The sequence below is a fragment of the Bacillus sp. MZGC1 genome (assembly GCF_002998605.1).
Classification (GTDB): domain Bacteria; phylum Bacillota; class Bacilli; order Bacillales; family Bacillaceae; genus Bacillus.
The window spans coordinates 247,498-263,119 of sequence record NZ_PVRE01000003.1; the positions used below are offsets into that span (position 1 = coordinate 247,498).

Genomic DNA, 15,622 nt, shown 5'->3' on the forward strand with positions numbered 1-15,622 from the left:
TTCACACCTCTCTCACATTATTTTGACGTAAGCTTTTTATGAATAAATGAACCAAGCCATCTAGCTGCTAAGTTGAACAATAAGACTGAAAGCACAAGTACGGCTGATGCACCATTTGCAATGGCTTCTGCATCTGGAATGATTCCTTGTGTATTGACGTTCCATATATGAACGGCTAATGTTTCAGCCGGTCTAAAAACATTCAGCGGTGACGTATCAGAAAAAGGACTCCAGTTTGTGAAATCAAGGCGCGGTGTTGAGAGACCTGCTGTAAAAAGAAGAGCTGCCGCCTCACCAAAGACTCTTCCTGATGCTAAAATCGCACCGGTGATAATAGACGGGAGCGCACCTGGAATAAGAACCGTCTTGACTGTATGCCACTTCGTTACACCAAGCGCAAGTGATGCTTCCTTTTGATCCTTCGGTACAGAGCGCAGTGCATCTTCTGTCACCCTGACCATCACCGGCAGGTTAAACACAGTGAGCGCCAGAGCTCCTCCAATGATCGTATAGCCCCAGCCTGTTAAATTCACAAACATGAGTAAACCAAACATCCCAATGACGATAGACGGAAGTGAAGACAGCACTTCAATACATGTACGAATAAAATCTGTGACTTTGTTTTGAGGTGCATACTCTGCCATATACACTCCCCCGCCGACGCCAAGCGGGACTGTGATCAGCATCGTAATAAACAAAATATAAAACGAGTTAAACAGCTGATCCCTGATGCCGCCGCCAGAGCCAATCGCACTTGAGCGGGTTGTCAAAAAGTCGAAATTTAATTCTTTTGCACCGTTGAAAATGATATAAGAAAACAAACCAACGAGAATCGCCGTAATAATGGCAGCACATAATCCAAATATAAATGTGGCAAAACGATCGGTCATTTTGCTATTCATTAAATCTTCCTCCTAGACGACAAGTATCTGATAATGAGTATGAACATAAATGATACAACTAGAAGGACAAGTCCCATTGACCAAAGTGTATTGTTCTCAACACTTCCATACGTTGTGTGACCCATGTTTAACGTAATAATGGTTGTTAATGTACCAGCTGTATCCATAATGCTCTCTGGTAAATTACGCGTGTTTCCAATGACCATCTGTACAGCAAGGGCTTCTCCAAATGCTCTAGCCATGCCGAGCACGACCGCTGTCATTAATGTTGGCAGAGCTGCCGGGACAAGCACACGTCTAATCGTTTGCCATCTTGTTGCGCCTAGTGCATACGATCCCTCACGTAAACTTTTTGGTAGTGAAGCCATTGCATCAGTCGCAATGGATGTAACGGTTGGCAGGATCATAATAGACAGGACAATCGTTCCTGCTAGCACGCTATGTCCTGAGCCGCTTGACTTGAAATGTCCGATAAACGGCACCAATACTGTAAGACCTATGAATCCGTAAACAACGGATGGAATCCCTACAAGCAATTCAATGACTGGCTGGAGGATTTTACGTCCCCAAGCAGGTGCAATTTCTGTCATAAAGATGGCGCCTGCGATGCCTAGCGGCGCTGCAATGAGTGCCGATAGGAGCGTGACGGCGATTGATCCAAAGATAAACGGAAATGCACCGTACTGCGGGTTTTCTGCTGTTGGGTTCCAATTGATACTGGTTAAGAACTCAATTGGGCTTACACCATTTACGATGAAAGATTGTAAACCCTTAATGCCAAGGAAGATGGTAATGGCGATGGATACAGCAATCATTAAGAATGCGCAGAATCTCACCAAAATACTTCCTCTTACTTCATCCATTTGCCTATTTTTCTTCGAGCTGATCAGTCGATCGCTCGCTTCTGTATGTTCTATCTGCTTCATCTTTTTCTACACTCCTATGAATGTCATAAAAGGAAAAGTGAAAAGCTCCACTTTTCCTTCATCAGCAATTCAAGACCTCTTACTTATCTGTTTGTTTGCCTGTTGCGTCTCTTTCTACTTTCATATTAGAAACTGAGATGTAACCTTGGTCTTTGACGATTTCTTTTTGTACTTCATCACTCATGAGGTAATCTAAGAATTGTTTTGCTAGACCATCCGGCTCACCTTTTGTATAAGAATGCTCGTAAGCCCAAATTGTATATTTACCGCTTTCTACATTGCTTTCTTCCGGTTTCACACCATCAATGCTAAGCGGTGTAATTTTGTCATCTGTTAAATAAGAGAATGCTAGGTATCCAATCGCACCTGGTGTTTCTGCAATCAGTTTTTTCACTGTGTTTGAAGAATCTTCTGTGATTCCTTCTGCAGGTGTTGCACCATCAAGTGCATACTTCACAAATGTTGCACGAGTTCCTGAAGAGTCAGGTCTGTTCACAAGAGTGATTTTTTGGTCTTTCCCGCCAAGCTCTTTCCAGTTTTTGATTTTACCAGTGAAGATTTTTTTCAATTCGTCCTTTGTGATGTCTTTGACACCCACTTCAGGGTTTACAGCTGCGGCCATTCCAACAACTGCTACTTTGTGGTCTGTTAAAGCTTTTGCGTCGATTCCGTCTTTCTCTTCTGCGAATACATCTGAGTTACCAATTTGTACAGATCCTTCTGACACTTGAGAAAGTCCAGTTCCTGAACCGCCGGCTTGCACTTGAATATCGGCTTTTGGATGTTTATCCATGAATTTTTCTGCTGCCGCAAGAACTAAAGGCTGCATCGCAGATGATCCTGAGATGGTAATGGAACCTGATGCCTCATCTTTGTTTGAAGCATTTCCTTTACTGTCTTTTGAATCTCCGCTTGAGCTGCTGTTTCCGCATGCTGTGACGAATGCTAACAATGCGATAGTAAGGAAAGTAAGCAGCCATAATTTGTTCTTTTTCATTTCAAGAATACCCCCTGAATAATTTGTCCTACGAGTAATACATTAAAGGTTCTTTATTAATTTCGTTTAAATGGAATGTTAAGGTTTTGTAAATGTCGAAGTTTTGTAGAATTCTTGCGATGTTTTTTATGCATTTTGTCAATTTATCTCGAATAATTTGAAGAAAACGTAAAAAAACGCCCACAAAAAGTGAGCGTTTTTACCTAGAAAAGGTCTAGTCATTTGTTTCTGCTTCATTTTCAATTTTATTTTTGTTCTTCGCTTGTGTATCATTGCTTTCCTGTTTTGATTTCAGCTCAAAGTACTTGTCTAGTACTTGTTCACCGATATCATTTGTAATTGGATAGCGCTGATTGTAGTCTTGATACACCCACGGTACAACGACGGAAATGGCCACTTCTGGATTATCAGCAGGCGCATACGCAACAAGAGTGGTGTTATACGTCGGTGTGCCGCGTTTGCTTTTAATTGGGCCGTCATAGAATGATTGAGCGGTCCCTGTTTTGCCAGCCGGGTTGTATTTTTTGTTGCCAAAGTTCGAATAGGCTGTCCCTCGTGGGTTCTGCATAACAAGCTTGAAGCCTTGCTGAACACGCTTGATCTCATCACTCGTCATGTCTAGCTTATTCAATACGTCCGGTTTGACGGATTCTGTCACAGCACCAATGCCGCGCTGCGGATCTGGCTCTCTCACTTCTTTAACAAGCTGCGGACGTAAACGATATCCGCCATTGGCAACTGTTGAAACGTATTGCGCCATTTGCAGCGGTGTAAACGTATCATACTGTCCAATTGCATAGTCAAGCAGGAGACCAGATTGTGTAGACGTTCCCCGGTAGCCTGTCGCTTCGTTTGGCAGGTCAATCCCTGTTTTGACCCCAAGACCAAATTTACTGAAATTATAGCGGAATGTATCAAAAGCTTTCGGATCGATTGGGAGCGGCTGGTTCTTACGATACTCCCCTTTTCCAACGGCAATCGCTGTTTTAAACATATACACGTTAGATGAACGCTCGAGTGCCGTTAAATCATTAATGAGTCCCATATTTTGATAGGATTTCTTGGGCGGTGACTGCGCGATATACAGCGGTTCATCGTACTGGGTACTTCCTATGTGAAGCACGCCTGTTTTATATCCCGTCAGTACAGTTGCCCCTTTGACAGCTGAGCCCATCGCATAAGATGATGTCATCGTTCCTAATGCGTAGTCATCAAATTTGTATTTTCCGTTTTTGTTTGAAATCTGTTTCCCCGCAACTGAGAGAACCTCTCCATTTCTCGGGTCCATCATGACAACAAACGCGCGATCAAGAAGCTCTGTTCCGCCTCTTTGTTTCGCACTTCTCAAGTTCTTTTCAACGATTTTTTCAACCGCTTTTTGCAGCTGAATATCAATGGTGAGCACAAGATCTTTCCCGCTCTTTCCTTCTGTTAGCACTTTAGAGCTTGTCACATTGCCCTCTTTATCGGTTGTGCTCTGTTCTTTTTCCTTTTGGCCTTGCAGGACATCTTCATATTGATATTCTAGATAGCTTTTTCCTACACGGTCATTTCGGCTGTAGCCGAGCGATAAATAATGTTCAAGAAGTGACTGCGGAAGTCCTTCATCACTTGAGGACACACTGCCGAGCATACTGCGGAGCAGTCCTTTATACGGATAGCTGCGTGACCAGTCTGTCGTGACATCCACACCTGGCAGCTCGTCCAAATGCTCAGAGACGTAAGCAATTTCGCTTGGCTTCACATCTTCATTTTTAATGAACTGAGGCGTAAGTGCATAGCCTGCATCCATTTGTCTTTTAATGGCAAGCACTTGTAAGTCTTTTTTCGTCAGTTGATTTAATTCTTTGTCCGTGATGCGTTTTAGTTGAAGCTCATATAGTTTATCATCAGAGACCTTATCGTCACCCTTTAATTCCGATTCCTTTTGAACAAGCTTTTTCGCTTCATTCGGATGCGTTAAGATCCAGAAATCTTTTTTGTCACGATCTGTGATTTTTTTCGTACTCACATGAATCATATCCGCTAATTTTGTTGCCACTTTGAGCCGCTCTTCTTGTGAAGTTGTCGAGGTTCTCGTATATGTAATGGCATTTAGCGCTTTATTGCTGACAATCGTATTATAGTTTCGATCGTAAATTTTTCCGCGCGGAGCAGATGAGCTGACATTCACATCTTCTTGTTTTTCTGCCTGCTTTTTATAATCTTCTCCATTGACAATTTGTACAAATCCGAGTCTCACAACAACACCAGTAAAAATAATAAACGCAGCTAAAAATAGTAAATTCAGCCGGAGTGGAAGTGTTTTGCGCCCTTCCTTTGCGTCTTTTTTGTTTTTCTTGTTTCTCATCACATCACCTTTTCTATCAAGAAAGAAATGGCACCCCTTTTTGTGTATAAAAGGTGCCATCATCATTTTAGCGGTTTTTCTATTATTTATCTAGAAATTTGATGTTCCATTGGTAAGAAATTTTACCTTTCTCCCTTAATAAGGTTCGTGTGAGAAACTGGCTTTTGACCGTCAGTCTCTTTCATATCAGCTGTTTTTTCTTTTAAATGAATATCTTTTACAAAATAATAAATGAGTGTGTGTCCCGCTCCAAGCACAACAAGAGAAGCAGGAATTCCGAGCTCATCACCTAGTAAGGTGACAGACAGAAGAAACAACACAATGGAACAAATACGGCCAGCATTTAAAAACAGCTCTCTGACCACAATATATTCAATTCGGGCTTTCCTTGCATACCTTGCATGACCGATGACATCGTATGTTAAGGATACATATGGAACAAGCAGAAGCGGGTATCCTATCGCAATGGCTACCGCATACATGAGAAGTGATACATAGGACAAGTGAAAGACGATTAAGAACAAGGCGCCGTATAAAATCAGCCCGCCAAGCATAATGGCTTTCTTTCGCCACTTTTTCTTAATCAAACGTGTAGCGAAGAAATAAGCGAAAAAGGCAACACCGGAGTTCACTAAACCAAACGTCCCGAGAGCAAGCTCACTGTTTGTTGCAATAAACACAAAGACACTAATTAAGAAGACAAAGACCCCTTCACGAAGCCCTTGAAAAAAGTGAGCTGTTGTAATCTTACGCCAATTCTCGTCGGCATGGCGTTCTTTCCATATTTGCTTGATGATAAATTTCCCTTTTGACTGCCTTCTCTTGAGGAAAAAGCTCATCACAACCGCGAGGGAAAACAAAAAAAGCGATAACGTGAAAATCACCGTATAGCCTGTATCATCCGTTAATTGAGAAATGACAATCCCCGCAATGAGAGGACCGATCATGCCAGCAGTAGATGACAGCACTCCGAGAAACCCATTAAAGAAATCTCTTGTTTCAGGCTCAGTGATCTCAAAGGTAAGTACGTTAAAAGCAAGCCAGTAAAAACCATAGCCGATCCCAAGGACACTCCCTAATAAAACAAGCCGCGCGGCCGCTTGCTCTCCTGCCATTAAGACAATTAAGTAAAAAGCGGCTAAAAAGATAACGCCGAAACGAAGGACAAACGCCCGGTCTATTTTTTTAGCGAGCCGGCCTGCGAATAAAAATGTAATGGGCTGAAGCACAACAATAGCCAGATTGTAAATCGCAAGATCCGTGAATTTCCCAGACTGTTTCCATAAATACACGTTTACAAACGTATTAGAAAGCGCAATGGCAAGTGCGTATAATCCGCCAATCGTGAGGAGGAGCATTAAATCTCTTGTAACATCCATGTCCCCGAACATTTTCTTTAATCTGCTCATATATTTCATTCTCCTTTTCTACACAATAGTCTGTCTCATCAAAAGGCAGATATGTAAAAAAAGGAGGGAAAATATAAAAAGACCTGCTTCTCTAAAGAGCAGGTCTTTTCAAATCAAATGATTTATTTAGCTTCGCTGTAAAGGCGAGCCACTTCATCCCAGTTCACAACATTCCAGAAAGCTGAAATGTAATCAGGACGACGGTTTTGGTAGTTTAGGTAGTAAGCATGCTCCCAAACGTCAAGTCCTAGAATTGGTGTTTTTCCTTCAGTTAAAGGAGAATCTTGGTTTGGCGTGCTTGTGATTTCAAGTTTGCCATTGTTCACAACAAGCCATGCCCAACCAGAACCAAAGCGTCCTGCAGCTGCTGCAGCGAAATCAGATTTGAATTTTTCAAATCCACCTAATTCTTTTTCAATTGCATCTGCAAGTTCACCAGTTGGTGCGCCGCCACCGTTTGGTGAAAGAAGCGTCCAGAATAATGAGTGGTTAGCATGTCCTCCGCCATTGTTACGTACAGCTGTACGGATGTTTTCAGGCACAGAGTTTAGGTTAGCCACTAGCTCTTCGATTGATTGATCTTCAAGAGCTGATACACCTTCGATTGCTTTGTTTAAGTTTGTTACGTATGTGTTGTGGTGTTTTGTGTGGTGAATCGTCATTGTTTCCTTGTCGATATGTGGTTCTAATGCATCGTAAGCATATGGTAATTCTGGAAGTTTAAAAGCCATGGTTAAATTCCTCCTTAGAAATGTATGTACTGAAATGCTTCCTTAGGTCGTAAGCAAGCAATTCAACCTACTCAAAGAGTATCAAAAGAATTGGCTTGTTTCAATGTTATTGCTCATGATCTGAAACATTTCAGTGTTTATTTTGTATTTAGCCCTTTAGAAAAAGTTTTAAACTCCCTTTTTCTATTTAGCGAAGGACATAAAATAAAAAGATGCCCAGCATCAGCGCTTGAATCAATCCTTTGGCAAATACACCTGATATAAACCCGATTAATGAGCCTAATCCCACTTTCACACTCGTCTTCACATCTTTTTGATGAACAAGGAGCTCTGCAATGACACTTCCGATAAATGGACCAATGATAATTCCTGCAACGGGAATCACAAAAGGACCGACTAATAACCCAATGGTGCTTCCCCAAATAGCTGCACGACTGCCGCCAAAACGCTTGACCCCAATGAGGTTTGAGACATAATCTGCCGCAAATAATACCGCGGTAAACACGGCTTGAATGAGCCAGAACGTCAGTGTAAGCGGCTCGAAGCTGAAAAAGAAACCATATAGAATAAATCCGAGAACCATAAAGACCACGCTAGGGATAATTGGATAAACAAGTCCAACAAACGCAATGATAAATGCACAGATAACCAGAATCCAATACAGCACGTCCAAGTCACTGCCGCCTCCTTTTTATATGCTGTATACATTATGCCTCATTCCATCTATCTTAACCAGCGATGAAGGCCATACTTGTACTTGATAGATAGACATTGATACAATATGAGAAATAGAAAAGAATGTAGGAAGTGAATTGATTGAACGTATTTAAACTATTGTTAAAAGGCATTTATTCTCCAAAAGATATTGCTAAAGCACGGTTTACAGGGATTGGCAAAGCGATTTTATTCATTTTTATCCTTTCGATTATCGCAGCAGTTCCTCAGGGTTATCATATGAGTCAGGAGATCTCGAATGCGATGTCAGGATTTCAGCATGTGATCAAAAAAGATTTACCTGATTTCTCAATCGAAAAAGGAAAGCTTCAAGCGGATCAAAGTGAACCGATAGAAAAAGAAGAAAACGGCATTACGATCATTTTTGATCCTGCTGAAAAAATAAAAGCAAGTGAGCTTGAATCAAAGCAAACAGCCATCGCATTATTAAAAGAAAAAGCAGTGATTGCCATTGATGGCCAAATGACAGATATCCCGTATCAGCTGCTTGGCGGAACGCTGACAAAAGACGAACTTGCCCGCGTCACAAATCAGAATCAAGCGATTATTATCCCAGTCATCTGTGTGCTGCTGTATCTATCAACTGCGGCTCTCATGTTCATTAGCGCAACTTTCCTTGCGATGCTTGGTACATTTATTAAACGCATGCAGCAAAAAGAGCTGTCTTTCCAAATGCTTTGGAAACTCTCTGCTTATTCACTCACATTAACAACGGTCTTTTTCGCCATCATGAGTGCATTAAACACGCCTGTTGCGAATTCATTTTTATTAAATTGGGTCATTAACTTTATCTTCTTATACCTTGTCGTAAAGGAAATACCCGCTAAACATAAACCACTTGTCAAAAGTTAATGAGTAAATGAAAGCTCCCCCAACTTGGAGGAGCTTTTTATGTATGTTCATGCTCTATGATTCATCTGGATGAATCATCGCAAACAAATAATGATCCTCCCACACGCCATTAATCTTTACTTTTTTACGATTCAGTCCCTCATTTTCAAAACCTGTCTTTTCAAGCACACGAATGGAACCTATATTACCCGGCTTTACTCCAGCCTCAATACGATGAAGGTGCAGTTCATCAAAGGCATAATCGATGATTAAACGAATGGCTTCTGTCATATACCCTTTCCCGCCATGCTTTTCATCAAGTACATACCCCAGCCAAGCTCCTTCTATTGGGCCTCTTACGACAGAACTTAATGAGATCGTCCCAATTAAAGCATCTGTTTCATTTAAGAAAATACCATGCATGTAAGCTTCATCCCGTGCACATCTTTCCACACTGCGCTGAATTCGTTCAATTTGACGAGATAACGTGAAAAAATCATCTTTGACCAAAGGTGTAAATTGCTGAAAATATGAGCGATTCTCAAGTTCAAGTGTGAATAGTGATTGTGCATCATTTTCTGTTAGCGTTCTTACATATATATGCTGACTTAGTTTCTTCATAAACTCCCCCTTCTTTTATTTTATCATAATGGTCATAGAAGCTTGAAAAAAGCACCGCCAAGCGTAAAACAAAGTGTTTTTTCAATTCATTACAAGACTCACTAGAACTAACTAGAACCACGCTTTCCAGCTTTTCTCCTCATTTTGGTTCTATCATTTCAGGACATGCATAGACTGAAGTAAACTCTTAAAAGCGGTGAGTGAAATGCGGCGTATTATTTTTTTGCTAATCAGTTTGTTTGTCCTTTTTATTATCTTTTTTGATTTAAAAAATGGCACCATTCCTGTTGAAGAAGGTCCAGCTGTCCCTGCAAATGCCTTTCAAACACCTGAGAAAAAAGCATATAAGAATGTGACTGTGAAACAAGGTGAAACCGTCGTCTCTATCGTCCATACAAGCAAGCCACTTGATGAAGTCATTGAAGATTTTGAAGAGCTGAATCAAGGCGTCAAAGCAAACGAAATTCGGGCAGGCAGCACATATAAGTTTCCGGTGTATAAGAGATAAAACGTTAATTCCTTGTCATTCATACAAAGAGACTGTTACAATATGAACTGTAAAACAAGACGTACATGGCAAATGATTGCTTGTACACTAAGGAGCGATTGACAAGTGAGTGAAGTCACACATCGTACTAAAACGCGTCCCGTCAAAGTGGGACCTTTAACTATAGGTGGAAATAATGAAGTTGTCATCCAAAGTATGGCAACAACCAAAACACATGATGTCGAAGCGACAGTAGCTGAAATTAAGCGTCTTGAAGAAGCAGGCTGTCAAATCGTGCGTGTCGCATGCCCAGACGAGCGTGCAGCAAATGCGATTGCGGATATTAAAAAACAAATCAACATCCCGCTTGTTGTCGATATTCATTTTGACTACAAGCTTGCACTGAAAGCCATTGAAGCAGGTGCAGACAAAATTCGAATCAACCCAGGGAACATCGGAAGACGAGAAAAAGTCGAAGCTGTTGTGAAAGCAGCAAAAGAAAAAGGCATTCCAATCCGTATTGGGGTAAACGCCGGTTCATTAGAGAAAAAAATTCTTGATAAATACGGCTACCCAACAGCAGATGGTATGGTCGAAAGTGCACTGCACCACATTAAAATTCTAGAAGATCTAGATTTTCATGATATCATCGTCAGCATGAAAGCATCTGATGTTAACCTAGCAATTGAGGCGTACGAAAAAGCGGCAAAAGCGTTTGATTACCCTCTTCACCTTGGGATTACTGAATCAGGTACATTATTTGCAGGTACAGTCAAAAGTGCAGCTGGTCTCGGCGCTATTTTGAATATGGGGATTGGGAATACACTTCGCATCTCATTAAGTGCTGATCCAGTTGAGGAAGTGAAAGTAGCACGTGAACTGTTGAAATCATTTGGTCTTGCAGCAAATGCAGCAACACTGATCTCTTGCCCAACTTGCGGCCGAATTGAAATCGACCTCATAAGCATTGCAAATGAAGTCGAAGAATATATCTCCACGATTAAAGCACCGATTAAAGTAGCTGTTCTTGGCTGCGCTGTAAACGGTCCAGGTGAAGCGCGCGAAGCTGACATCGGAATCGCCGGCGCTAGAGGCGAAGGCCTATTGTTCCGTAAAGGTGAAATTGTTCGTAAAGTGCCAGAAGAAACAATGGTCGAAGAACTGAAAAAAGAAATCGATAAAATCGCTGAAGAGCATTATGCAAAAATGGAAGCTGAAAAAGAAAAAGCGAACGCATAACAAAAAACGCCTGACGTCACTGTCAGGCGTTTTCCTGTTCTTGTTAAAAGAACGGGGTGATAAATATGCCAAGGATGACGGAAACAATTCCGATCCCGATTGACCATGCGCCAAGCGCATGTGCTCCTTTTCTTCTTGCAATATAACCAACGACGATTGCCGCTACTCCTAATAGCACCGGCAAGACAAATAGTGAGATAATCGCAATTGCGAGTGCTGTATAGCCTATCCCCTTACTGCCTGAATCGTCACCTGCTTGGTCACGTTCTCGTCTGTCTACTCGATCTCTTGAAGCCTGATATGGCTCTGCAATTTCAGCAGCTGTTTCCTCTAGATAGCCATCATCATTACTAAAGTTTGTGTCGATTTCACGATCATTTCTTCTGAAATCTTCGTCTCTTTCCATGATCAATTCCCCCTTTTGGTTAATAGAAAGGAGCTTTTTTAGTATGAGCAAAAATGTCTGTTTCATGTTTGCTAAAACTTGCTGGAATTGTGAATTGATTATGTTACACTTTAAGAGTATAAAAATGAGGAGTGTGGGCATGTTACGTTTAGGAATTGATATAGATGGCACAGTGACGGCGCAGGACACCTTTGTTCCCTATTTAAATAAGTCGTTTCGATGTGCCATGACACTAGATGATATGACAGAATATGATTTGACGAAGCTTTTAAATATTTCTCAAGAAGAATTTTGGGGCTGGATGAATGAGCATGAGCCTCTTATATATAAACAGGCAAAGCCTGCTAAGGATGCAAAAGAGATTCTTGATCAAATGAAACATCAACACAGGCTGATTTATATTACAGCAAGAAGGCAGCATCACGCGGATATCACCTACGAGTGGTTTCACAAACACCACGTGCACTATGATGACATTGAGCTGGTTGGCGGTCATCATAAGCTCGAAGCTGTTCAAAAGCACAAGATTGATGTGTTTTTCGAGGATCATCATGGGAATGCTACGATGATTGCAAAAGAGGCTGACATTCCGGTTATTCTTTTTAACTCCCCTTATAATCAAATGCCCCTTGAAGACAGGATTATACGCGTCAACAACTGGCAGGAAGCATCTCAATGGATCAAACAATACGAGCAGCGTTTGGAAACTGCTTATTAATGTAGAAAAGCCGATACTTTAATATATCGGCTTTTGATTGTGGACAAAGAATGCAAGGGTTTGTCTACATGCTGAAACCGATACGTTTAATGTATCGGCTTTTTTGATGGAACAAGCTGACCTTCTTTCATGAGAAAATGGTACAGTGCTCCCTTCATGCCTGCCTGATTCAAGTAGTAGCACGTTTCCAGCTTCACCTGAATATTCTTCCATGCATGCAGTGTATGTAAATGTTTCTCAATGCTTGATAGTAAATCCGGTCTTGCACTTACGCCGCCGCCTATGAGGATTTTCTCTGGATTAAGAACAGTTGCTACATTGTAAATGCCAATGGCGATTCGCTTATACCACTGATCCACCAGCTTCTCAATGGACGGATCGTGCTTTGCCTTTTCAAAAATTTCTTGACCGTCTATTTGAGTACTTTGCGGAATTCCTTGCTTTTCTTTATAGCTGCGAATTAATCCAGCCGTTGAAGCACTGCTGTTGAGTGTTGTAAATTGTCCATTTTCTGTCTCTGTCAGCATCATGCCAAATTCACCGCCGCGGAAGGAAGCCCCGCGCACAAGCTGACCGCCAGCGAAAAGACCACCGCCAACACCTGTCCCAATCGTCATACAAATAAAGCTGTCACAATCTTTCGCATGGCCACTATATTTTTCTGCAAGAGCTGCACAATTCGCATCATTTTCAACTTCAACACGAAGAGATGTTTTCTCTTCTAGCAGTGTTTTTACATTTTGACCATTTAAGGCGATGATGGCTCCTGCAAATTCTGTATAACCTGTTTCACTGTCCACAAAACCCGGAAGACTAATAGCGATTCCGCTGACATCCGACGTTCTTTGATATTGCTTGACCACATCCGCCATAGCTTCTAAAAACGGTTCAAGCTGCCGGCAGTTCGTTTGATAGTCACCGCTCGTGACCAGCTCCCCATCCTGATCCATTAATCCATGTTTTGTTCTCGTCCCGCCTACATCGAACACGACATAATACGCCACTTTTGACCCCTCCCTTTACTCCAAAAGACGCAAATTGCTGCATCGTACCTTGTTCTCATTTTAATGAAACAGCCGCCCTTTGTAAAACGTTTTCAAAAAGACAAAAGAAAAAGCCAGCTCTGCGGCTGGCTTTTTCATGAGTGAACTTCCTTCGGTTCGCAGGAAGGACACGTTCCGTAGATTTCGAATTTATGTCCGCTAATGTGATAATCCTCTAAATCGGCGTCTAGCTTGTCCATAGGACAGGCATCGATCTCCTTTGTTTTACCGCATGCAAGACAAATAAAGTGATGGTGGTGATGAGAAAATGAGCATTTAAAACGAAAAAGCTTCTCCCCTGACAATTCCGTTGTTTCTAATATACCTAAGTCTTCATATAGCGATAAGTTTCGATATATCGTATCAAAGCTAAGACCTGGGTAGTCTTCACTTAGTGCCGTCAGCACATTTTTAGCGGTCAAATATTTATCAGAATCAGAAAACAATTGAAGCATATCTTCACGTTTGCTTGTATATTTGTAGCCTTTTTCCTTTAATAAATCAAGCGCTTCTTGTACGTTCATGATGATTCCCCCTTCTGAATTTTCCAATACTAATACATCCGATTAAAATCAAAATGGACAGCATCACAATGGTTCCGCCTGGCGCTAAATCTAGATAATAGCTTAAGATTAATCCGGCCAATACAGACAATTCACCGAACAAGATCGAAAGGAAGATCGCTTGTTTGAATCCTTTGGCAATGCGGATACTTGCCGCAACAGGAAGCGTCATAAGCGCGGAGACAAGTAGTGTGCCTACGATACGCATTGATGCCGCAATGACGAGTGCGACGACTAAGATAAAAATAAAATGAATCCATTTCGCTGAAATACCAGAAGCCTTTGCATGCTCTTCATCAAAAGAAAGTAAAAACAATTCTTTATATAAAAGCACGACAACTAACACAACAACGAGTGAGATCCCAACAATAATCCAAAGATCTAATCTCGAAACCGCACTGACACTTCCGAACAAATAACTAAACAAATCGGTATTAAAGCCATTCGCTAGTGAAATAAAGATGACGGAAATCCCGATACCACCTGATAAAATAATAGGAATCGCAAGCTCCTGATAATGCTTATACACGGAGCGCAGACGTTCAATAAACAATGAACCGGCAACAGAAAACGCCATCCCTAAGTACAGCGGGCTCACCCCTGTCAAGAGGCCAAACTTTTTATCAAGGAATAAGCTTGCTGCAATACCGGCAAGTGATACGTGACTGAGGGCATCTGCAATCAGCGAGAGCCTTCTCACGACGATAAATACACCAAGTAAGGGCGCAATAAAGCCGATCAGCATTCCTGCGATAAACGCATTTTGTAAAAATTCATAATGAAAAAATGGAAATAGCATTATTCATGTCCCCCATGATGATGATGGTCGTGATGAATCACTTGAATGTCATGTCCGTAAAATTGAGATAACGCTTGATCATCCATTGAATCAAACGTTTCTGCATCCCCGTGGAAATGAAGTGTCTGATTTAAGCAAGCCACATGGGTGACTTTATCAGAAACGGTGCCAACGTCATGTGTGACGAGAATTAAAGACATTCCTTTTTCTTTGTTCAATGTTTCAAGCAGCTGATAAAAGCCTTCTACTGTCCGCTGATCTACCCCAACCGTCGGTTCATCTAAAATGAGCAGCTTTGGCTGACTGACGAGCGCACGGGCAATAAAAGCACGTTGCTGCTGACCACCTGAAAGTTCACCGATGTTTTGGTGCTTTAAATCTTGTATGCCAACTGAGCGAATGGCATCCTCAACTTGCCATTTGTCCTGCTTGCTCATTCGTTTGAATAAACCAATTTTCGCCGTCAATCCACTTGCAACGACCTCGTAAACAGAAGCAGGGAAACCCGTATTAAAACTATTCGCCTTTTGAGAAACAAATCCAATTTGATCCCAGTCTCTAAATTTTGACGCAGGCGTGCCAAATAGCTTTAATTCACCTTGCTGTGGTTTAATGAGCCCAAGCAGGCATTTTAATAAGGTTGTTTTACCAGATCCATTCGGTCCAACAAGTGCTAGAAAGTTCCCTTCCTCTACTGTTAAATGAATGTGATCAATGACATTTCGCTGTCCATACGAGTACGAAATATCCTTCATTTCAATAATTGGCTTTGCCATGAATCTTTCCACCTTTAATCAATATAAAAAGAATGATTACGATTTATACAACAAAAAGAAAATGGCTTTTGCCATTTTCTCTGTCCATA

17 protein-coding genes are annotated in these 15,622 nt (G+C 41.5%); 4 read left to right on the forward strand and 13 right to left on the reverse strand.

Annotated elements, in window-relative coordinates; genetic code table 11:
* Window positions 1–17 precede the first annotated feature (17 nt).
* The 7 genes from pstA to C6Y06_RS10760 all read right to left on the reverse strand — a co-directional run bounded on the left by pstA (window position 18) and on the right by C6Y06_RS10760 (window position 7,988).
* Entirely contained in the window at window positions 18–902 is an 885-nt protein-coding gene (pstA, locus tag C6Y06_RS10730; RefSeq protein ID WP_003217489.1) for a phosphate ABC transporter permease PstA, read from the reverse strand.
* Entirely contained in the window at window positions 902–1,828 is a 927-nt protein-coding gene (gene pstC, locus C6Y06_RS10735) for a phosphate ABC transporter permease subunit PstC (RefSeq protein WP_060596681.1), read from the reverse strand. Before pstC ends, pstA begins: the two co-directional genes overlap by 1 nt.
* Window positions 1,829–1,907: 79 nt before the next feature.
* Entirely contained in the window at window positions 1,908–2,825 is a 918-nt protein-coding gene (locus C6Y06_RS10740; RefSeq protein ID WP_034661310.1) for a phosphate ABC transporter substrate-binding protein, read from the reverse strand.
* A gap of 214 nt (window positions 2,826–3,039) precedes the next feature.
* Window positions 3,040–5,175 carry a peptidoglycan D,D-transpeptidase FtsI family protein gene (locus C6Y06_RS10745; RefSeq protein ID WP_060596704.1) on the reverse strand — a complete coding sequence of 712 codons (2,136 nt, stop codon included), beginning with the start codon at window positions 5,173–5,175 and terminating at the stop codon, window positions 3,040–3,042.
* 122 nt (window positions 5,176–5,297) lie between these two features.
* Window positions 5,298–6,584: an MFS transporter gene (locus tag C6Y06_RS10750; RefSeq protein WP_060596680.1), complete on the reverse strand. Its 1,287-nt coding sequence runs from the start codon at window positions 6,582–6,584 to the stop codon at window positions 5,298–5,300.
* 122 nt (window positions 6,585–6,706) lie between these two features.
* Complete coding sequence (gene sodA, locus C6Y06_RS10755; protein WP_007501264.1) at window positions 6,707–7,315, reverse strand: superoxide dismutase SodA; 609 nt, start codon at window positions 7,313–7,315, stop codon at window positions 6,707–6,709.
* Between the two features lie 187 nt (window positions 7,316–7,502).
* Entirely contained in the window at window positions 7,503–7,988 is a 486-nt protein-coding gene (locus tag C6Y06_RS10760) for a DUF456 domain-containing protein (protein WP_060596679.1), read from the reverse strand.
* Window positions 7,989–8,131: 143 nt separating this feature from the next.
* Here C6Y06_RS10760 and C6Y06_RS10765 point away from each other — a divergent pair, with 143 nt between their 5' ends.
* A complete protein-coding gene (locus tag C6Y06_RS10765; protein WP_060596678.1) occupies window positions 8,132–8,902 on the forward strand; it encodes a DUF1189 domain-containing protein in 771 nt (256 codons plus the stop codon).
* A 54-nt stretch (window positions 8,903–8,956) separates the two neighbouring features.
* On the opposite strand, the gene C6Y06_RS10770 is transcribed toward C6Y06_RS10765, so the two are convergent.
* Complete coding sequence (locus C6Y06_RS10770) at window positions 8,957–9,502, reverse strand: GNAT family N-acetyltransferase (protein ID WP_060596677.1); 546 nt, start codon at window positions 9,500–9,502, stop codon at window positions 8,957–8,959.
* A gap of 205 nt (window positions 9,503–9,707) precedes the next feature.
* Here C6Y06_RS10770 and C6Y06_RS10775 point away from each other — a divergent pair, with 205 nt between their 5' ends.
* A complete protein-coding gene (locus C6Y06_RS10775; protein WP_003217371.1) occupies window positions 9,708–10,010 on the forward strand; it encodes a hypothetical protein in 303 nt (100 codons plus the stop codon).
* 105 nt (window positions 10,011–10,115) lie between these two features.
* The gene (gene ispG / locus C6Y06_RS10780; RefSeq protein ID WP_106030988.1) at window positions 10,116–11,228 is read left to right on the forward strand and encodes a flavodoxin-dependent (E)-4-hydroxy-3-methylbut-2-enyl-diphosphate synthase; all 1,113 of its coding nucleotides are present in this window, start codon (window positions 10,116–10,118) and stop codon (window positions 11,226–11,228) included.
* Window positions 11,229–11,271: 43 nt separating this feature from the next.
* Here the strand turns inward: ispG and C6Y06_RS10785 are convergent, their stop codons facing one another.
* Complete coding sequence (locus C6Y06_RS10785) at window positions 11,272–11,634, reverse strand: DUF308 domain-containing protein (protein WP_060596674.1); 363 nt, start codon at window positions 11,632–11,634, stop codon at window positions 11,272–11,274.
* 139 nt (window positions 11,635–11,773) lie between these two features.
* Between C6Y06_RS10785 and C6Y06_RS10790 the strand changes: the two genes are divergently transcribed.
* Complete coding sequence (locus tag C6Y06_RS10790; RefSeq protein WP_106036868.1) at window positions 11,774–12,352, forward strand: 5' nucleotidase, NT5C type; 579 nt, start codon at window positions 11,774–11,776, stop codon at window positions 12,350–12,352.
* A gap of 86 nt (window positions 12,353–12,438) precedes the next feature.
* Here the strand turns inward: C6Y06_RS10790 and C6Y06_RS10795 are convergent, their stop codons facing one another.
* The 4 genes from C6Y06_RS10795 to C6Y06_RS10810 form a co-directional block, all read right to left on the reverse strand.
* Window positions 12,439–13,356, reverse strand: coding sequence for an ROK family protein (locus tag C6Y06_RS10795; protein WP_060596672.1), 918 nt, complete (start codon window positions 13,354–13,356; stop codon window positions 12,439–12,441).
* A gap of 134 nt (window positions 13,357–13,490) precedes the next feature.
* The gene (zur, locus tag C6Y06_RS10800) at window positions 13,491–13,919 is read right to left on the reverse strand and encodes a zinc uptake transcriptional repressor Zur (protein WP_012010595.1); all 429 of its coding nucleotides are present in this window, start codon (window positions 13,917–13,919) and stop codon (window positions 13,491–13,493) included.
* Complete coding sequence (locus C6Y06_RS10805; RefSeq protein WP_060596671.1) at window positions 13,897–14,757, reverse strand: metal ABC transporter permease; 861 nt, start codon at window positions 14,755–14,757, stop codon at window positions 13,897–13,899. The genes zur and C6Y06_RS10805 overlap by 23 nt, the downstream gene beginning before the upstream one ends.
* Complete coding sequence (locus C6Y06_RS10810; RefSeq protein ID WP_095285396.1) at window positions 14,757–15,533, reverse strand: metal ABC transporter ATP-binding protein; 777 nt, start codon at window positions 15,531–15,533, stop codon at window positions 14,757–14,759. Before C6Y06_RS10810 ends, C6Y06_RS10805 begins: the two co-directional genes overlap by 1 nt.
* Window positions 15,534–15,622: the final 89 nt, after the last annotated feature.